Annotated in this window: 26 protein-coding genes; 24 read left to right on the top strand and 2 right to left on the bottom strand. The window is 35.2% G+C overall.

The genetic code is table 11. The features are described from left to right. The first annotated feature begins 238 nt into the window (after positions 1-238). From HKO22_RS04600 to HKO22_RS04580, 5 genes are all read left to right on the top strand, one after another. Complete coding sequence (locus HKO22_RS04600) at positions 239-2,404, top strand: pilin N-terminal domain-containing protein (RefSeq protein ID WP_169968869.1); 2,166 nt, start codon at positions 239-241, stop codon at positions 2,402-2,404. A gap of 136 nt (positions 2,405-2,540) precedes the next feature. Continuing rightward, a complete protein-coding gene (locus HKO22_RS04595) occupies positions 2,541-3,758 on the top strand; it encodes an MSCRAMM family protein (RefSeq protein ID WP_169968867.1) in 1,218 nt (405 codons plus the stop codon). A 39-nt stretch (positions 3,759-3,797) separates the two neighbouring features. Further along, positions 3,798-4,745 (top strand): class C sortase, encoded by a 948-nt coding sequence (locus HKO22_RS04590; RefSeq protein WP_293557326.1) that lies wholly within the window; start codon positions 3,798-3,800, stop codon positions 4,743-4,745. After that, the gene (locus HKO22_RS04585) at positions 4,729-5,550 is read left to right on the top strand and encodes a class C sortase (protein WP_169968863.1); all 822 of its coding nucleotides are present in this window, start codon (positions 4,729-4,731) and stop codon (positions 5,548-5,550) included. Before HKO22_RS04590 ends, HKO22_RS04585 begins: the two co-directional genes overlap by 17 nt. After that, a complete protein-coding gene (locus HKO22_RS04580; RefSeq protein ID WP_169968861.1) occupies positions 5,547-6,365 on the top strand; it encodes a class C sortase in 819 nt (272 codons plus the stop codon). The genes HKO22_RS04585 and HKO22_RS04580 overlap by 4 nt, the downstream gene beginning before the upstream one ends. A 102-nt stretch (positions 6,366-6,467) precedes the next feature. Here HKO22_RS04580 and HKO22_RS04575 read toward each other — a convergent pair whose 3' ends face one another. Next, positions 6,468-7,463 (bottom strand): electron transfer flavoprotein subunit alpha/FixB family protein, encoded by a 996-nt coding sequence (locus HKO22_RS04575; RefSeq protein ID WP_169968859.1) that lies wholly within the window; start codon positions 7,461-7,463, stop codon positions 6,468-6,470. Between the two features lie 8 nt (positions 7,464-7,471). Then, positions 7,472-8,269 (bottom strand): electron transfer flavoprotein subunit beta/FixA family protein, encoded by a 798-nt coding sequence (locus tag HKO22_RS04570; RefSeq protein ID WP_075660066.1) that lies wholly within the window; start codon positions 8,267-8,269, stop codon positions 7,472-7,474. Positions 8,270-8,602: 333 nt separating this feature from the next. Between HKO22_RS04570 and ahpC the strand changes: the two genes are divergently transcribed. The 19 genes from ahpC (at position 8,603) to rplF (ending at position 18,791) form a co-directional block, all read left to right on the top strand. Continuing rightward, the gene (ahpC, locus tag HKO22_RS04565; protein ID WP_075660067.1) at positions 8,603-9,172 is read left to right on the top strand and encodes an alkyl hydroperoxide reductase subunit C; all 570 of its coding nucleotides are present in this window, start codon (positions 8,603-8,605) and stop codon (positions 9,170-9,172) included. Further along, positions 9,172-10,689 (top strand): alkyl hydroperoxide reductase subunit F, encoded by a 1,518-nt coding sequence (gene ahpF, locus HKO22_RS04560; protein ID WP_169968857.1) that lies wholly within the window; start codon positions 9,172-9,174, stop codon positions 10,687-10,689. Before ahpC ends, ahpF begins: the two co-directional genes overlap by 1 nt. Positions 10,690-11,238: 549 nt before the next feature. Further along, on the top strand, positions 11,239-11,556 hold the full coding sequence (rpsJ, locus tag HKO22_RS04555; protein WP_169968855.1) for a 30S ribosomal protein S10: 318 nt from the start codon (positions 11,239-11,241) through the stop codon (positions 11,554-11,556). Positions 11,557-11,614: 58 nt separating this feature from the next. Next, positions 11,615-12,247: a 50S ribosomal protein L3 gene (rplC, locus tag HKO22_RS04550; RefSeq protein WP_169968853.1), complete on the top strand. Its 633-nt coding sequence runs from the start codon at positions 11,615-11,617 to the stop codon at positions 12,245-12,247. 17 nt (positions 12,248-12,264) lie between these two features. Continuing rightward, the gene (gene rplD, locus HKO22_RS04545; protein WP_169968851.1) at positions 12,265-12,888 is read left to right on the top strand and encodes a 50S ribosomal protein L4; all 624 of its coding nucleotides are present in this window, start codon (positions 12,265-12,267) and stop codon (positions 12,886-12,888) included. Continuing rightward, positions 12,888-13,175, top strand: coding sequence for a 50S ribosomal protein L23 (gene rplW / locus HKO22_RS04540; protein WP_075660072.1), 288 nt, complete (start codon positions 12,888-12,890; stop codon positions 13,173-13,175). The genes rplD and rplW overlap by 1 nt, the downstream gene beginning before the upstream one ends. A gap of 17 nt (positions 13,176-13,192) precedes the next feature. After that, positions 13,193-14,023 carry a 50S ribosomal protein L2 gene (gene rplB / locus HKO22_RS04535; RefSeq protein ID WP_075660073.1) on the top strand — a complete coding sequence of 277 codons (831 nt, stop codon included), beginning with the start codon at positions 13,193-13,195 and terminating at the stop codon, positions 14,021-14,023. Between the two features lie 12 nt (positions 14,024-14,035). Beyond that, positions 14,036-14,320 carry a 30S ribosomal protein S19 gene (rpsS, locus tag HKO22_RS04530; RefSeq protein ID WP_019107919.1) on the top strand — a complete coding sequence of 95 codons (285 nt, stop codon included), beginning with the start codon at positions 14,036-14,038 and terminating at the stop codon, positions 14,318-14,320. Between the two features lie 11 nt (positions 14,321-14,331). After that, positions 14,332-14,667, top strand: coding sequence for a 50S ribosomal protein L22 (rplV, locus tag HKO22_RS04525; protein ID WP_019107918.1), 336 nt, complete (start codon positions 14,332-14,334; stop codon positions 14,665-14,667). A gap of 11 nt (positions 14,668-14,678) precedes the next feature. Next, positions 14,679-15,443 carry a 30S ribosomal protein S3 gene (rpsC, locus tag HKO22_RS04520; protein WP_169968849.1) on the top strand — a complete coding sequence of 255 codons (765 nt, stop codon included), beginning with the start codon at positions 14,679-14,681 and terminating at the stop codon, positions 15,441-15,443. Between the two features lie 17 nt (positions 15,444-15,460). Beyond that, positions 15,461-15,892, top strand: coding sequence for a 50S ribosomal protein L16 (rplP, locus tag HKO22_RS04515; protein WP_075660075.1), 432 nt, complete (start codon positions 15,461-15,463; stop codon positions 15,890-15,892). Continuing rightward, the gene (gene rpmC / locus HKO22_RS04510; protein ID WP_169968847.1) at positions 15,882-16,088 is read left to right on the top strand and encodes a 50S ribosomal protein L29; all 207 of its coding nucleotides are present in this window, start codon (positions 15,882-15,884) and stop codon (positions 16,086-16,088) included. Before rplP ends, rpmC begins: the two co-directional genes overlap by 11 nt. A gap of 4 nt (positions 16,089-16,092) precedes the next feature. Continuing rightward, complete coding sequence (rpsQ, locus tag HKO22_RS04505) at positions 16,093-16,347, top strand: 30S ribosomal protein S17 (RefSeq protein WP_169968845.1); 255 nt, start codon at positions 16,093-16,095, stop codon at positions 16,345-16,347. 23 nt (positions 16,348-16,370) lie between these two features. Continuing rightward, positions 16,371-16,739: a 50S ribosomal protein L14 gene (gene rplN, locus HKO22_RS04500; protein WP_075660078.1), complete on the top strand. Its 369-nt coding sequence runs from the start codon at positions 16,371-16,373 to the stop codon at positions 16,737-16,739. Between the two features lie 14 nt (positions 16,740-16,753). Beyond that, positions 16,754-17,062: a 50S ribosomal protein L24 gene (gene rplX / locus HKO22_RS04495; RefSeq protein ID WP_075660079.1), complete on the top strand. Its 309-nt coding sequence runs from the start codon at positions 16,754-16,756 to the stop codon at positions 17,060-17,062. Between the two features lie 11 nt (positions 17,063-17,073). Further along, positions 17,074-17,619 (top strand): 50S ribosomal protein L5, encoded by a 546-nt coding sequence (gene rplE / locus HKO22_RS04490; protein ID WP_075660080.1) that lies wholly within the window; start codon positions 17,074-17,076, stop codon positions 17,617-17,619. Between the two features lie 11 nt (positions 17,620-17,630). Further along, positions 17,631-17,816, top strand: a complete 186-nt coding sequence (locus HKO22_RS04485) for a type Z 30S ribosomal protein S14 (RefSeq protein WP_005957510.1) — start codon at positions 17,631-17,633, stop codon at positions 17,814-17,816. 28 nt (positions 17,817-17,844) lie between these two features. Continuing rightward, complete coding sequence (gene rpsH / locus HKO22_RS04480; RefSeq protein WP_075660081.1) at positions 17,845-18,240, top strand: 30S ribosomal protein S8; 396 nt, start codon at positions 17,845-17,847, stop codon at positions 18,238-18,240. A 14-nt stretch (positions 18,241-18,254) separates the two neighbouring features. Further along, entirely contained in the window at positions 18,255-18,791 is a 537-nt protein-coding gene (gene rplF / locus HKO22_RS04475) for a 50S ribosomal protein L6 (RefSeq protein ID WP_169968843.1), read from the top strand. The last annotated feature ends 2 nt before the right edge of the window (positions 18,792-18,793 follow it).

The following is an 18,793-nucleotide window of genomic DNA, read 5'->3' as shown; positions in this document are numbered from 1 at the left end:
GGAAGACAATGTTTCAGTGATTTTAAATTAATAGGAGAGAAGTTAAACTTAAGACTGTTCTCCCTCAATACAATCAAGGTCTTTAATAGTTTTGTATAAGTTAAATAAGACAGAGAGGTATTGAAGAAGTAGTAAGAATGAAGTCTTTTATAAGATATAATAGCCAAGAGTGCTATTTAGATAAGGTAATAATTTGCCAAGGCAAATAATTATAAAAATTTAAACAAGGAGTTATATTATGAACAAAAAGAAAATTTTATCACTAATTATGGCATTAGTGATGTTAGTAGGAGTTTTTTCTCCATTAACAGCACTTGCAGAAGGAGAAACCAAAGTTAGAATCCATAAAATACTTATGGATAAGAAAGAGCTTGAAAAGCCAGAATGGCCAAAAGATCACGATGGATCTGCTATTGAAAATATTCAAGAATATTTTGGTGCAGAAGCAAAAGAAATTGATGGCGTAGCTTTTAGAATTTACGAAGTTTACACGGGAGAAGAACCTAATCCGGAAGGATATACAAAAGGTAGTGATTTAACAACAACACACAAATTAGCTACTGGAGATTTAGAAGCTGACAAGTTTTACAAATTAGTGCAAGTTGGCGGCAAAGATTTTGTTACAACAGCAAATGGCGGCGTAGCCGAAGTTACATTACCAGATGGAACTTACAGAGTAGTTGAAGATAAAGCACATTCAACTTACAAAGGTGACCAAGGGGGAACTCTTACTGAATCAAAGGCAGTTCCTTTTGATTTAGTATTACCAGCAGGTCTTCCAGATGGTACTGGTAATTATAGCGTAGAAAAACCACTTAATGTTTATCCAAAGAATGTTGAAAGCCCAGTTAGGTTTGACAAGAACTTTGCAAAAACAAACGGACTAGAAGCAATCACTGACCCTAATACTTTAAAAGATGTTGGAGCAGTAATGGATAATTACGAAAAAGAAAAAGCAAATGCAAAAGCTGAAATTGGAAAAGAAATTCCTTATGAAGCAAAAGCAGAACTTCCTAAGGGAGCTGTATTTACAAACTTAGACTTAGCAGATTCTATGGATAAGGGATTAAAATATAATGCAGATAAGAAAGTCACTATTACAGTAGAACCAGCTTTAGATAAAGCATTAGAAGAAAATACCGACTATACAGTAACAAATGTAGGTAATGGATTTAAAGTTCACTTCGAACAAAAAGGTTTAGACAAACTAAACAAGGCAGCAGAAGCAAAAGACTTATCAATAACATTTACTTACTCTGCAACTGTTACAGCTGATGCAATAGTTGATAAGCCAATGGACAACCACGCAACAATCACTTATAACCACGTACCACCACAACCATCAAGTGACAAATTTACTCCAGTTAACAAAGAAATCAAAGTTACTAAAACTTGGGCTGATGGTGCTGCTCCTACTGATATAACAGTAAAGTATGTATTATTAGACGAAAATGATATGCCAGTAGCTGATGTTACATTTAAGAATGCAACAACAGTTGACGGCACAGATTTAGGTAATGGAATTACTTTTAAAGTAACAGGTGATTATGCAGGTACTTTCAAAGGACTAGAAGATGGTAAGAACTATAAAGTAAAAGAAATTGTAAATGGTTATGAACCGGGATACACAGTAGCAAAAGATACAGCTACGGTAACAGTTAATAATACAAAGACTCCAAATTCTATCACTCCTACACCTCCACAAGTAACTGTTGGCGGAAAGAAATTTGTTAAGACTGACAAGGAAGGTACTGCAAGATTAGCAGGTGCTGAATTTGTTATCCAAAACAAAAATGAAGGAGCTAACGCAGATAAATATTTAAAGATTACTGAAAAAGATGCAACAACTTATGCAACTGCAGAAAAAGCATACAATGATGCAATTAAAGCAGTTAACGATGCTTTAGCAAAGGGAGAAATCTCAGATGCAAATAAAGCAAATATTGCTGGACAAGAATATGATAACAAAGACGCAGCAATGGCAAAAGTAGAAGAATTAAGAGTAGCAAGAGATAATGCATTTACAGCTGCTAATTTATCTTATACTTGGGTAGAAGAGGCTAAAAAAGCTACTACATTTACTTCAAATGACAAAGGTCAATTTGAAGTTAAGGGACTCGAATATGGAGATTACAGAGCAGTAGAAACAAAAGCTCCAGCTGGATATGCTCTTCCAACTAATGGTGGAAACTTTACATTTAAAGTAGGTGATGGAACTTACACAGGTAGTGGAAATATTGATTATGTAGCAGATTCAGCGGCAAATGATGCTATGCAAATCACGAATAACAAAGTATCAATCCCACAAACTGGTGGTATTGGTACTGTTATATTCACTGTTGTTGGTATTGGCTTAATGGCTGGCGCTGTTATAGCAATGAGAAAAAATAGAGGAGAAGCTTAATCAATCTATTGATTGATATAGATATTTTTGAGATAATATCTTGAGATTTTATACAAAATTATTAACTCAAGGAGCAGATTTTTAAATCTATGGGAAGGGAATTCCCTTCCCTACATATTATGATTGTGAGGTAGAGATGAAGAAAAGAATTAAAGATTTAATAATTTTATACATGATGGTAACTATGGTCTTCCTACCTCTTAATGTTTTGGGAGCATCCTCTGTTACCATCGAAATTAACACAAGGGAAACTTTGACTAGAGAGGACTTGGAAGGAAGGACTCTAGGCATTTGGAAAATCAACGACAAATTTATTGATACTAATATGGATAAGACTAAACTTGTTTCTATATTAGACAAGTTAAGTGAAGATGACCTTGACAAGCAACTTGCTGATAAAAATGACAAGTGGGTCATTAGTCCTAAAGATAAGGACGACTACAAAGTTACTCTTGAACTTGAAAGAGGTACTTATTATATTAGGGAGCTAGGTGGCAAAGATAGAAAAACTTTTATTGAATCTGCAGTTTTTTCTCCTGAGGAAACAAATATTGTTAAATTAAAGTGGGGAGGAAGGGAAACTCCTCCTCCAGAAAATCCACCTCATGAGCCGCCTCATAATCCACCTCATGTACCGCCAACTCCTCCTAATTCAGTTTTGCTTTTTAAGACTGATGATGAAGGAAGGGCATTAAAAGGTGCAAAGTTCCAACTTATTCGTGATAATGGCGAGGTAGTAAGGACTAGCAATTTTTCTATGAATGATAAGGGCAAGGAAGAAGTCTTCGAGACTGATGATAAGGGTTATATTTTAATAAAAGATCTTGAACCTGGTGTATATTTTTTCAAAGAAATCGAGGCACCTAAGGGTTATGAGATTGTTACGGCAGAAAGTCAATTTTCAATATTCTCTGGGGACAAGGCAAAGCTCACTGTTATGAACAAGAAAAAGCTTGGTTCTTATAATTTCTTCAAGACTGATGAATTAAGAGAAAAGGGTCTTCCTGGTGCTGAGTTTGTAATCACTCGTCAAGTTGATGGCAAGGACCAAAGGTTAAAGCGCAATGGCAAGGATCTAGTTCTTAGTTCTGGTGAAGATGGCAAGTTTTTTGTGAGGGATCTCCCTTATGGAACTTATTATATCTGGGAAACTAAGGCTCCTAGTGGCTACACTCTTTTGCAAGGTAGTTTGAAATTTGACATTGACGACAATTCTTTTGAGAAAGTCCTAATTATTGAAAATACTAAAAAGCCGCCTATTCCTAAGACTGGCGACATCACGCTAATTGTGCTTGTCATCGCTGGTGCTATAATGATTGGTCTAGGCAGGTTTATGATCAAGGACAAAAAGTAAAGTGAGGCTCCTTGGAGCCTCTTTTTTATGGGAGAAAAGATGAGCAAAAAAAAGAAAAAATCCAATAAGTTATTCATTTTTATTTTTATTTTAGGTCTTGGGATACTTTCTTATCCCTTGATATCTAACTGGTATTATAGGATTGAGGCAAACAATCAAGTTGCTGATTTTAAGGAAGCAAGGGAGCTTTTGAGTCAAGAGGAGATAGACAGACGTCTTAGGTTAGCCAAGATTTATAACGACGATCTGGGCAATGTAGTCCCAAAGGATCCTTATAGTGAGGAAGAAAAACATAGGGCGATAGAAAATTATGCACAGATGCTTGAACTTAGGACTAAGATTGGCACTATTGAGATACCTTCTATTGACGTGGATCTGCCAATTTATGCTGGTACTAATGAGGAAATTTTGCAAAAAGGCTGTGGGCACTTGGAGGGTACTTCTCTTCCTATTGGTGGTGAGTCCACTCACACTGTCATCACTGCTCACTCTGGTCTTCCTTCTGCTAGGCTTTTTACCGATCTTGAAAAGGTAAAGCTTGGAGATAAATTTTACATCAACAACATTGGCGGTGTTTTGGCATATGAAGTTGATCACATTGACGTCATAGATCCTTCTGATTTTTCTCAGCTTCTTGTGGTACCGGGAAAAGATTATGCAACTTTACTTACTTGTACTCCTATTATGATTAATACGCACAGGCTCATTGTTCGTGGACACAGGATTCCTTATGTGCCTGAGAAAGATGAAAAGATTAGAGAAGATAAGGGTGGCAATTTAGGTATTGATAAAAGGCTTATCATTCTTTTAATTTTTGCTATAATTATATTAGCTAGATTTATTCAATCTAAGAGAAATAAAAAGTTAGCGAAAAAAAGAGAAGCTGAAAAGGCAAAAAATATTGAGATGGCTAAGATAAATGCGACTAAAAATAGTGATTTGAATGATAATAATGATAGAGGTGATGACAGTGAAGGAGAAGTTTAAAAATAATTGGAAGATTATCCTGTTATTTTTGTTAGGTCTTCTCATTGCCATTTATCCGATTATTTCAAATTATTATTATACTGTGGATAACAACAATCAAATTACGGAATTTAAGGAAGCTGTTTCTGAGATGTCAGAGGAAGAGATAAACAAGAGAATGGATCTTGCTCGTGCTTATAATGAAACTCTAGACCCTTCAAAGCTTGCTGACCCCTACACTGAAAGGGAAAAGGAAGGCATGGCAAATTATGCCAGAATGCTTGAAGCGAGGGAAAAAATTGGCTATATAGATATTCCTAAGATAAACCAAAATATTCCTGTTTTTGCCGGAACTTCTGAAGATGTTTTGCAACACGCTTGTGGTCATTTGGAAGGAACTTCCCTTCCTGTTGGCGGCAAGTCTACCCACTCTGTCATCACAGCTCATAGAGGTCTTCCGCAAGTCAAGCTCTTTAGAGATCTTGACAAGATGGAAGTAGGCGATGTGTTTTATTATACAAATATCAAGGAAACTTTAGCTTATCAAGTGGACCAAATCGTAGTTATTGAGCCGTGGAATTTTGATTATGTTCTCGTCGTTGACGGCATGGACTACATGACTCTTTTAACTTGTACGCCTTATATGATTAATTCTCATAGACTTTTGGTGCGTGGACACAGGATTCCATATGTGCCAAAGGAAAAAGAAACTGAGGAAAATAAAGCTAAGTTCAATCAAAGGTCATTGATTTGGGTATTTGCTATTTTGGCTATTGTTATGCTCGTTATATATATTTACATTAGAAGACGCAGGAGGAGGCTATGAAGGCTAAGACTAGGGTCATAATTGGATATTTGTTTATCTTGGTGGGGATATTTATGCCCCTTCTTGCTTTTACTTCTATGTCCTTTAGAGAAATCATGGCGGACAAAAAGTATGCCTCTTTTAAGGAGAAAGATGCTCAGGTAACTGATGCACTTAAAAAATACAATGAAGAGGTAAAAAAGAGCGGCAACAATATTATCGACCCCTTTGACAACGAAGATTATAAAGGTTATTACGATATCAAGGGCATTGACAAGGACGAAGTTTTTGCTTATCTTATTATTCCTAAGCTTGACATGAAAAAGCCAATTTATCTCGATGCAACTTACGATCATTTGGATTGGGGAGTTGCACAAGTAGAGGGAACGAGTATTCCTCTTGGCGGAAAGTCTATGAGATCTGTCATCGCTGGTCATAGAGGCTGGTGGGGAGATCTAATGTTTTACAACATCGACAAGCTTGAAGTTGGAGATGAAATTTTAATTGATGGACGCAGCGGACTTTTGAAGTACAAAGTTACTGGTCAGGAGATTATAGATCCAAGTGATTGGGAAAGTATTCTCCCTATTGAAGGCAGGGACATGATTACATTACTAACTTGTCATCCAAAGAGACCACCTAGACCAAAGAGGCTACTAATTAACGCAGAAAGAGTTGTGGAAAAGAAAGCTAATGTGACTACGCAAGTTGAACAGAAACGTGAAGTTCCATATTTAAAGTATGCAATTTATGCTGTTACAGTTGTTGGTTGGATTGCCATGTTTTTAGTGTTCTTTAAAATGATTGCTTATGTAAAAAAAGAGAAAAGACATTGACATTTATAGAAAGGTCAAATATTATTAAGACTCGTAAACTCGAGTCTTTTTATTTTGTGCATGATAAAAAAAGTAAAGCCATGGAAACCACGGCTTTAAATGTTACTTTCTATTTTTAATTTCTTTTATTAAATCTGGAACTATGTTAAATAAATCGTCTACTATTCCATAGCTTGCTATGTTAAATATTGCTGCATCTGGGTCCTTATTTATTGCAATAATTGTCGCAGAGTTTTCCATTCCCTTTGTATGTTGAATTGCTCCAGATATTCCAAGGGCAATGTATAAATCTGGTTTTACTTGTACGCCAGTTACTCCAACTTGAATGTCTTTATCACACCAGCCAAGGTCTGTTGCAGCTTTTGTTGCACCAACTGCACCGCCAAGAGCATCGGCAAGTTCTTCTACTAAATGCCAGTTTTCTGGTCCGCCAAGTCCTAATCCACCTGATACAACTATTTTTGAATTCATAAGTTTGTCTAGTAGTGGGTTGATGTCAGATTTTTCGAAGCCAATAAACTTTGTAGCAATGTCTTCTGCCTTGAGTTTTGTTTCTTCTTTTATAATTTCAACATTTTTACTTTCGTCACGAGTTGCTTCCACAAAAGCACCTCTTCCAATTGTTGCCATCATAACTTCAGATAAAATTCTTACGTCGCAGAATAATTTTCCGTCAAAGGAAGGTCTAATCCATTTTATGTCTTTTTTATCTTCTGTTAGTTCAACTGATGAGCAGTCTGCAACGAGTCCAACGCCTTTATTGGCGGAAACTCTTCCGGCAAGGTCACGGCCGTTGTGGCTAGCTGGTAACATTACTATTGCAGGGTCGTATTTATCCATTAATGCTTCCAAAACTTTTGCATAGCCTAAGGTGTTGTAATTTTGTAAAAGTTCATCATTTACTTGTATTACTTTATCGGCGCCATAATACCCTGATTCCCTTGCAATGTCGTCGTTATTAAATCCAATTTCAACTGCTATAAGTTCTTTATTTAAATCCACAGAAAGTTCTCTTGCCTTTGACATAGTTTCCTTAGTAATAAGTGAAAGTGAACCTTCTGAAGTTTCGTTTACTACCCAAATATTTCCTTTTTTCATTTTATCACCTACACTAATACTTTCTTATCTTCTAAAATTTTTATGACTTCTTTGATATTTCCCTTTGCAGAGCCAGTGTCAATTATGTTTCCTGCTTCTGATTTTCTTGGAGCACTTAAATCCTTTACTATTGTAAGAGAACCCTTTTGTCCAAGCTTGTCAGGGTCGAGTCCAAGGGAAGATGCAGTTAAGACGTGAATTTCTTTTTCCTTTGCAATTTCATCTCTATTTAATGCAAATTTTGAAGGCTTGTTCACTGAACCCTTTAGGGCTGTTGCAACAAAAGGTGTAGATAATTTTATGGTTTCAACGCCTGTGCCTATATTTCTCTTAACTTCAAATTCGCCATCTCGATAATTTATGTCGCATAGATAAGTAACTTGATTCATGCCGAGTCTTTCTGCAATTTGTGGGCCTACTTGTCCAGTGTCGCCGTCTGTAGTTTGGTCGCCTGTAAAGATTATATCGTAATCACAAATTGATTTCGCCGCTTCTGCAAGTGCATAGGAAGTTGCTATTGTGTCAGATCCTTTAAACTCAAGACCTTCTAATAGATAAGCTTCTTCTGCACCCATTTGTATGCAGTCACGCAAAAATTTTTCTGCTGAAGGTGGTCCCATAGTTAGCACGTCAATTTGGACATCTTCTTCTACTTGTTCTGATATATTTAATGCAAATTTAAGTCCACATAAGTCTGATGGATTTATTATAGTTTTAATTCCATCTCTAATTAAGTTATTAGTTTCTGGGTCAATTTTTGCATTAGTTGTGTCAGGAACAGTTTTCATTAATAATAATATCTTCATAGTTCCTCCTTAATATTTATTTAATATATTTATATTATACCCTAATAAATAGATTTATATTTCGATTTAAGAATTTTGATGGGAAGAAAAACTTTTATGGAACAATAAATTTATAAAAAGGATATTAGTGTTTTTGAAGAAAATATATTACATTGCCTTAAATATTAAAAGCAGAAGTTTTAAAGAAATTGAATAAGTGATATTTGAAAGGGGGACTAAATTTATGTTATTAATAAAAAGAAGTTTATAAAAAAATTTCTAGGGTATATTAATACTGATAATGTTTATCATAATATTATCGCAAAAGTTAAAATTAAAATAAAGGAGGACAATATGTCACAAATAGGAAAGAAAATTCCAGAGTTTAAAACAATGGGCTATAGTCCAAAGAAAGAAGAGTTTATCGAAATTACAAATAAAGATTTTGAAGGTAAATGGACGGTGTTAATGTTCTACCCGGCAGATTTTACTTTTGTATGCCCTACGGAACTTGAGGACATGCAAGGTCAATATGCTAAATTACAAGAATTAGGTGTTGAAGTTTATTCTATGTCAACTGATACACATTTTGTGCATAAAGCTTGGCATGATCATTCAGAAGCTATTTCTAAGCTAGAATTTACAATGCTTGCTGATCCACATAAATCAATTACAAGAGATTTTGATGTGCTTGATGAAGAGCCAGGATTGGCACAAAGAGCTACTTTTATTATTGATCCAGATGGAATAATTCAAACTGTTGAAATTAATGCAGATGGAATTGGCCGTGATGCAAGTCAAGTATACGATAAGATTCGTGCGGCACAATTTGTAAGAAATAATCCTGGCGAAGTATGTCCAGCTAAATGGAAAGAAACAGGTGAAACATTAACTCCAGGACTAGATCTTGTTGGTAAAATCTAATGTTGGATTCAAATCTAAAAAATCAAGTAAAACAGTATTTACAACTTCTCGAAAGAGAGGTTGTAATCACTGCAAGTCTTGATGAGAGTGAAAATTCAAAAAAAGTTAAGGAATTTATAGATGAGTTATTACCTTTATCAGATAAATTAAAACTAAAAGAGGGAAATTTAAAGTATACTCCTAGTTTTTCTTTATCTTCAGAAGATATAGAGGGAATAACTTTTGCAGGAATTCCCTTGGGACATGAATTTGAATCCTTTGTCCTAGCACTTCTTCAAGTAGGGGGAAGAGCACCAAAGATTGAAGAGTCACAAATAAAGAGAATAAAATCAATTGATAAAGAGCTTGATTTTCAAACTATTGTAAGCCTAAGCTGCCACAATTGTCCTGAAGTTGTTCAAGCTTTAAATATAATGGCTGTACTTAATCCTAAAATTAAACATACTATGATCGATGGTTCTATGTTTAAGGATTATGTTGAAGAATTAGGAATATTGGCTGTACCAACTTCTTACCTAAAGGGTGAATTATTCTATAATGGCAAGATTTCTCTTAATGAAATTTTAAATAAAGTTACAGATGAGAAAGAAGATTTAAAGCTAGATGAAAAAGAAGAATTTGACGTATTGGTAATAGGCGGTGGGCCTGCAGGGGCAACTGCAGCAATTTATGCTGCCAGAAAGGGAATAAAGACAGGGCTTGTTGCTAAGGAATTTGGCGGACAAGTTAAGGAAACTTTAGCAATAGAAAACATTACTGGGCTTTCATATACTGAGGGACCTAAATTTATGGACGATGTAAGGGAACATGTACAAAAGTATAATGTGGATATTATAGATAATGTAAATGTAGAAAATATAATAGAAGCAAATCCAATTAAAGTAATTACTGATCATGGAGAACTTAAGTCTAAAACAATAATTATAGCAACTGGTGCTAAGTGGAGATTAATCGGAGTTCCTGGTGAAATTGAATTTAGAAATAAGGGCGTAGCTTATTGCACGCATTGTGATGGACCTTTATTTAAGAATAAAAAGGTTACAGTAATCGGCGGAGGAAACTCGGGTATAGAAGCAGCTATTGACTTGGCAGGCATTGCAAAGGAAGTTTTAGTATTAGAATTTTTACCGGAGTTAAAGGCAGACTCTATATTACAAGATAAGTTAAAGGAACTTAAAAATGTAAGGGTTATTACTAATGCTGCTACACAAAGTCTAGAGGGTGGAAAAGTTTTAGAAAAAATAACTTATCAAGATAGAGTTAGCGGTGAAGTAATTACAGAAGATACACAGGGATGTTTTATTCAAGTGGGCCTTGTTCCTACGACTGAATGGCTTGACAATGTAGAAAAAAATTCTCGTGGCGAAATTATTGTAGACGAGTTTGGAAAAACTAATAAAGAAGGAATTTACTCAGCGGGAGATTGTACGAATTCTACATTTAAACAAATTGTGATAGCACAAGGTAGCGGAGCCATAGCTGCACTAGGTGCATATAATTATTTAATGACTAAATAAAATTTATAGACCAATTATATATAATAGAAGAAATATGGTTTAGTAAAAACTAAGCCATATTTTTCTGTTTTGGCATGAGCTATTGGTCGGGATTGGTAAAATAAATTAAAAGGTTTAAAGAGAAGAATATGAATTGAGGAGAAGGTGTAAGAAAATTCAAAAATTTTATACACATAAAAAAATAGGAAGTTTTTTATTGAAATAAATTTAACTTATAATTTAATTTACAATTATAGAAAAAGTTTCTCTAAAAATTACAATGGAGAAGTTTAAAATTTCCCGAAAAATTTTCAATTACTTCAAAAAATTCCTTTACATTGGCTTAAATATACTATATAATGTTTAAGCGTTTAAAAAAGAATGTTGCGATGAAGTCATAAGTTGCTCGAAACTTTGCTGAAAAAAAGGAGTTTCGAGGTAATTATGACGGAGAAGTCCAAGCTGGACTTGGGCGAGGGTTATTTTTTTCAGATGGGCTCTATGATACACTAGGGTGCGTTTATCGATAACCCCATTCGCAAGTAAGGCTTTAGCGAATAGGAGGTAAATATGTCTAACAAAGGCAAACAAAAAATCAGAATTAAACTTAAAGCTTATGATCACGAATTACTTGATAATTCAGCGTTAAGAATTGTTGAAGCTGCTAAGAAGAGCGGTGCAGAAGTATCTGGACCAATTCCTCTTCCAACAGAAAAGGAAATTATTACAATTATAAGAGCTGTACACAAGGATAAGGATTCAAGAGAACAATTTGAGCAAAGAACTCACAAGCGTCTAATTGATATACTTAATCCTACACAAAAAACTGTAGATTCACTTATGAAGTTAAATCTACCAGCTGGTGTAGACATAGAAATTAAACTTTAAGACTTTGCTTTATATGACTTCTATTTAGAAGTCCGCTGTAAATACTAGGAGGTGCAACATGAAATATTTAGTAGGTAAAAAAATTGGCATGACCCAAATTATTGATGAAGAGGGTAATGTTACTCCTGTCTCAGTTATTGAAGTAGAACCAAATGTTGTTGTGCAAAAGAAAACAATTGAAAGTGATGGATACAATGCTATCCAAGTTGCAACACATGAAGTTAAAGAAAAAAAACTTAACAAACCTGAGAAGGGACATTTCGACAAGGCAGGCGTAGGATATAGAAAACATCTTTCTGAATTTAGAACTGATGATGTAGATTCTTACAACCTTGGAGATGAAATAAAGGTAGATATTTTTGAAGTAGAGGAACATGTTGATGTAATTGGTACTTCAAAGGGTAAAGGAACTGCAGGTATTATCAAACGCCATAACTTTGGCCGTGGTAGAGAAACTCACGGTTCTAAATTCCACAGAATGCCAGGTGGTATGGGTGCTGCTTCTTATCCAGGAAAAGTATTCAAAAACCATAGAATGGCTGGAAAAATGGGTAACGAAAGAGTTACTGTTCAAAATTTAGAAATTGTTAGAATAGATACAGATAAAAATTTAATTTTAGTTAAGGGTGCTATCCCAGGACCTAAGAAGGGAACTGTAAGAATTAAAAGCACTGTTAAAATGACTAGATAAGATAGGGAGGTTAAGAAATGCCTAAAATTCAAATGATTGACATTAAGGGAAATCCTGTTGAAGAAGTCGAACTAAGTGAAGGGCTATTTGATGCTCCTATAAGCACTCATGCTGTTTATTTAGTTGTTAAAAACATTTTGGCTAATAAAAGACAAGGTACTCACTCTGCTAAAACTCGTGCTGAAGTGCGTGGAGGCGGAAGAAAGCCTTGGAGACAAAAGGGAACAGGTCGTGCAAGACAAGGTTCTATTAGATCACCTCAATGGAGAGGTGGCGGAGTTGTTTTCGCTAAGAAACCAAGAGATTATTCTTATACAACTCCTAAGAAGGCTAGAAGAGTTGCTCTTAAGTCAGTTCTTACTAGCAAATTCCAAGATGGTGAAATGATTCTTGTTGATAAGTTCACAATGGATGAGCCAAAGACAAAGATCTTTGCAAACATCTTAAAGGATATTAAAGCAGGAAAAAAAGCGCTTGTAGTTGTTAATGATGACGAAAAGGACGTTCAAAGGGCTGCAAGAAATATCGCTGGAGTAAAAACATCTAGAGCCACTGATATTAATGTATATGATATATTAAAATACGATAATCTTATTATCTCAAAGGCTGCACTAGATGTTGTTGAGGAGGTTTTTAACTGATGAATAAATTTGACATTATTAAAAGACCTTTAGTTACTGAAAAAAGTATGGATATGATGGCAGAAAACAAGTACACTTTTGAAGTGCAAAAGGATGCCACTAAACCTGAAATCAGAAAAGCTGTTGAAGAAATCTTCGGCGTTAAGGTTGAAAAAGTATATACAATGAATATGCGTGGAAAATTAAAAAGACAAGGAGTTCATCAAGGTAGACGTCCTTCATGGAAAAAAGCTATAGTTAAGCTTACTGATGACTCAGAACCGATAGAATTTTTTGATTCTATCTGATAGTAGGAGGTATTAAAATGGCGATTAGAGGATTTAAACCTACAACTCCTGCCCGTAGACAGATGACTGTTGCTACATTTGAAGAGATTACAAAGAAGACACCTGAAAAATCTCTTTTAGTTAGCATCAAAAAAACTGCCGGTAGAAATTCACAAGGTAGAATTACTAGTAGACATAGAGGCGGCGGAGTTAAGAGAAAATATAGAATTATAGATTTAAAGAGAGATAAAGATAATATTCCTGCAAAAGTAGCGGCTATTGAATATGATCCATATAGAACAGCTTACATTGCACTTTTACATTATGCGGATGGTGAAAAGAGATATATCATTCAACCTAATGGATTAAAAGTTGGAGATGTAATCGAATCAGGTTCAGATGCCGATATTAAAATTGGTAATGCGCTAATGCTTGCTGACATTCCAGTTGGTACTACTATTCACAATATCGAAATGACTCCAGGCAAGGGCGGCCAAATAGCAAGAAGTGCTGGATCATCAGCTCAACTAATGGCTAAAGAAGGAAAATATGCTCAACTTAGACTTCCTTCAGGTGAATTTAGATTGATAAATCAAAGATGTAGGGCAACTATTGGACAAGTTGGAAATATTTCTCACGAACTTATTACACTAGGTAAAGCAGGTAAGAGCAGATATCTTGGAAGAAGACCTCATGTTAGAGGATCTGCAATGAACCCTGTTGATCACCCACATGGTGGTGGAGAAGGTAGAACTCCAGTAGGTAGACCTTCACCAATGACTCCTTGGGGCAAGAAAGCTCTAGGACTTAAGACTAGAAAGAAATCTAAAAAATCTGATATGTATATAGTAAGAAGAAGAACTAAGTAATCGGAGGGTATAATGAGTAGATCAATAAAAAAAGGACCATTTGCTGATGAACACCTTCTAAAGAAGGTTGACGAGCTTAATGAAAAGAACGAAAAGAAAGTAATTAAAACTTGGTCTCGTCGCTCAACTATTTTCCCTGAATTTGTATCACACACAATTGCTGTTCATGACGGCAGAAAACATGTGCCAGTATACATTACTGAAGACATGGTAGGACATAAATTAGGTGAATTTGTTCCAACGAGAACATATAGAGGCCACGGCGGCAAGAGCGAAAAGAGCACAACAGTTAAATAAGGAGGGTTATAATGCAAGCACAAGCAATTGCAAAATATGTAAGAATATCACCTCTTAAGGTGAATTATATTTGCGCTGAAATACGCGGCAAAAGCGTTGATGAGGCCCTCTCTATTTTAAAATTTACTAATAAGAGGGGAGCTCATGAACTCTATAAGGTACTAAAATCAGCTGTAGCTAATGCTGAAAACAACCTTAATTTGGACAGAGACGATCTTTATGTGAAAAAAGCATACGCTAATGACGGACCTACTATGAAGAGATTTCGTCCTAAGGCTAAGGGTATGGCTTATCCAATCCTTAAAAGATCAAGTCACATTGGCGTTGTAGTAGCAGAAAGAGAGTAAGGAGGTAGAGAATGGGCCAAAAAGTAAACCCACATGGACTTCGTGTTGGAATAATTAAAGATTGGGATTCAAAATGGTATGCAGACAAGAAAAATTTTGCCGATCTTTTAGTTGAAGACAACAATATTAGAAAATATGTCAAGAAAAAACTTTATACTGCAGGAATCTCTAAGATTGAAATTGAAAGAGCTGCTAATAGAGTTAAAGTTTCAATTCACACAGCTAAACCAGGAATGGTAATTGGACGTGGCGGAGCTGGAGTTGAAGAACTTAGAGCTGAAATTGAAAAGCTTACAAATAAATCTGTTGTAATAAATGTTGAGGAGATTAAAAATCAAGATTTAGATGCACAAATAGTTGCTGAAAGCATTGCAGAATCTCTTGAAAGAAGAGTTGCATTTAGACGTGCTATGAAACAAGCAATTCAAAGAACTATGCGTCAAGGAGCTCTTGGTATTAAGACTGCTGTATCAGGTCGTTTAGGCGGTGCAGATATGGCAAGAACTGAAGGTTATTCTGAAGGAACTATTCCTCTTCAAACATTAAGAGCTGATATCGACTACGGTTTCGCTGAGGCTGATACTACTTACGGCAAGATTGGCGTTAAGGTTTGGCTTTATAAGGGCGAAGTTCTCCCTGAATTAAAAGAAGATTCAAGAAGAAAACCTAGAGATAACAGAGATAATAGAGATAATAGAAATCGCAAAAGACGCGATAACAGAAATAATAATTTTAACAGAAACAATAGAAGAGACAATAAGAATAAAGAGTCTTAAAGAAGGGAGGAATAGTCATGTTGATGCCTAAGAGAGTAAAATATCGTAAAGTTCACAGAGGCAGAATGAAGGGCAAGGCTATGCGTGGTAATGAGCTTGCATATGGCGAATATGGTATAAAAGCTTTAGAACCTTGTTGGATAACTTCAAATCAAATAGAAGCGGCACGTCGTGCTATGACAAGATATATTCGTAGAGGTGGAAATATCTGGATTAAGATTTTCCCAGACAAACCTGTTACTGAAAAACCTGCTGAAACTCGTATGGGTTCTGGTAAAGGTGCTCCAGAGTATTGGGTTGCAGTAGTTAAACCAGGAAGAATTTTATTTGAAATGGGCGGTGTTTCTGAAGAAGTTGCAAGAGAAGCTATGAGACTTGCATCTATGAAACTGCCTGTCAAAACTAAATTCGTTATGAAAGATAAGGATGGTGACTCAAATGAAGGCTAATGAAATTCGCAAAATGACTAGCGAAGATTTAAATAATAAGGTTAATGAACTTAAAAATGAACTTTTTAATTTGAGATTCAGATTGGCTACTGGTCAACTTGACAATCCATCAAGTATTAAAAATGTCAAAAGAGATATAGCAAAAGTAAAAACGATCATTAGAGAACGTGAACTTGAAGTTGGAAAGGAGGCTTAATCTCATGGAAAGAAATTCAAGAAAAACTATAACAGGAATTGTAGTAAGCGATAAAATGGATAAGACTATTGTAGTTAAAACTGAGACTTTAAAGAATCATCCAATTTATAAAAAGAGATTTAAGAAAACTACTAAATTCAAGGCTCATGATGAAAACAACGAATGTGGTATTGGTGATCGCGTAAAACTTATGGAAACTAGACCACTAAGTAAAGATAAAAGATGGAGACTTGTAGAAATTATTGAAAAAGCTCAATAATTTTAACTTGAAAGGAGAATAACATGATTCAACAAGAAACAAGATTGCGTGTTGCTGACAATTCAGGTGCAAGAGAACTATCTGTAATTAAAGTCCTTGGTGGAACTAATAGAAAAACAGCTAGTATCGGAGATATCGTGGTTTGTTCTGTAAAGAATGCAACACCCGGTGGCGTTGTCAAAAAAGGTTCTGTTGTAAAAGCAGTTGTTGTTAGAACAAACAAGGGTATCAGCAGAAAAGATGGATCTTACATTAGTTTTGACGACAATGCTGCTGTTGTAATTAAAGATGATAGAAGCCCTGTTGGTACTCGTATTTTTGGACCTGTAACTAGAGAACTAAGAGCTGGAAACTTTATGAAAATTATTTCTCTAGCTCCGGAAGTACTATAATTTGGAGGTGTAATATGAAAATTAAAAAGGATGACATCGTAAAAGTTATAGCCGGAAAAGATAAAGGCAAAACTGGTAAGGTATTAAGAACAATTCCTAAAAAAGATTTAGTAGTTGTTGAAAAGGTAAATATTGTTACTAAACACATTAAACCTAGAGGACCACAAAATCCAGGTGGAATAGAAAAAATGGAAGCTCCAATTCACGTATCTAATGTTATGTACTTTGACAGTGCATCAGGAAAAGCTACAAGAATTGGATATAAGATAGAAGACGGAAAAAAAGTTAGATTTGCAAAATCTAGCGGAAAGGTAATTAAGTAGGGGGTAGAATAATGACTTCAAGACTACAAGAAAAATATAAGACAGAAGTTGTGGGCCACCTAATGGAACGTTTCAACTACAGCAACGTTATGGAAGTACCGAAACTTGAAAAAATCACTATTAACATTGGAATTGGTGAAGCTAAAGACAATCACAAAGCTCTTGAATCTGCAGTAGAGGAACTTACTACAATAGCAGGTCAAAAGGCTGTTGTTACTAAGGCGAGAAAATCAATTGCCAACTTTAAACTTCGTGCAGGACAAAATGTTGGCGTTAAGGTTACTCTAAGAGGACAAAGAATGTATGAATTCTTAGACAAATTAATGAATGTTGCCCTTCCAAGAGTAAGAGACTTTAGAGGTGTTAAGCCTACTGCTTTTGACGGTAGAGGAAACTATGCTCTAGGCCTTAAAGAACAACTTATCTTCCCTGAAATTGAGTATGATAAAGTTGATGCTATTAGAGGAATGGACATCATTATAGTAACTACTGCTAATACTGATGAAGAAGCTAAAGAATTCCTAGATAAAATGGGAATGCCTTTTGCTAAGGCTTAAGGAGGTACATTGTGGCAAAAAAATCAATGATTGCAAAACAAAAGAGGAAACAAAAGTATTCTTCTCGTGAATATACTAGATGTAAAATTTGTGGAAGACCACATTCAGTTTTACAAAAATATGGAATATGTAGAATATGCTTTAGAGAACTTGCGTATAAGGGACAAATTCCTGGCGTAAGAAAAGCTAGCTGGTAAAGCCTTAGATGAAAGGAGGCAAACTGATATGATGACAGACCCAATTGCAGATATGCTATCAAGAATTAGAAATGCAAATAATGCAAGACATAAATCTGTTGATATTCCTTGTTCAAAAATCAAAAAAGAAATCGCTCAAATTCTTCTTGATGAAGGTTATATTAAAGGATATGATGTTGTTGAAGACGACAAACAAGGAATGATCAAGATTGATCTTAAGTATTCTCAAGACGGAGAAAGAGTTATTTCTGGATTAAAGAGAATATCTAAACCGGGACTTAGAGTTTATGTTAAGTGCGAAGATGTTCCTAAAGTTCTAGGAGGACTGGGAATTGCAATTATCTCTACATCTAAGGGAATAATTACAGATAAAATGGCAAGAAAAGAAAAAGTTGGCGGAGAGGTAATCTGCTACGTTTGGTAATTTGGAGGTGAAAAATGTCAAGAATTGGCAAAAAACCTATTGAAATCCCAAAGGGCGTTGATGTTAAAATTGACGGTCAAACAGTAACTGTTAAGGGACCAAGGGGTGAACTAACACAATCTTTTGATAAAGATTTAAAAATAGAATTAAATGACGGAGTTCTCACTGTAGAAAGACCAAATGAGATTAAAAAAATTAAGGCACTTCACGGTTTAACTAGAACTCTAATCTACAATATGATAATTGGCGTTACAGAAGGTTACTCAAAATCACTTGAAATAATCGGAACTGGATATAGAGCTGCTAAGAAAGGAAAGGTTCTTTCTCTTAACTTAGGATTTTCACATCCTCTTGATCTTGAAGATCCAGAAGGTATTGAAGTTGAAGTTCCTGCAGCTAACTCCATTATTGTAAAGGGTAATGACAAACAACAAGTTGGCGCTTATGCTGCTTACATTAGAAGCTTCAGAGAACCTGAACCTTACAAGGGTAAAGGTATTAGATATACTGATGAATATGTAAGACGTAAAGTTGGTAAGACTGGTAAGTAAGA

The organism is Peptoniphilus faecalis (assembly GCF_012976305.1).
Classification (GTDB): domain Bacteria; phylum Bacillota; class Clostridia; order Tissierellales; family Peptoniphilaceae; genus Peptoniphilus_A; species Peptoniphilus_A faecalis.
This window is presented reverse-complemented; position numbering and strand designations above follow the sequence as displayed.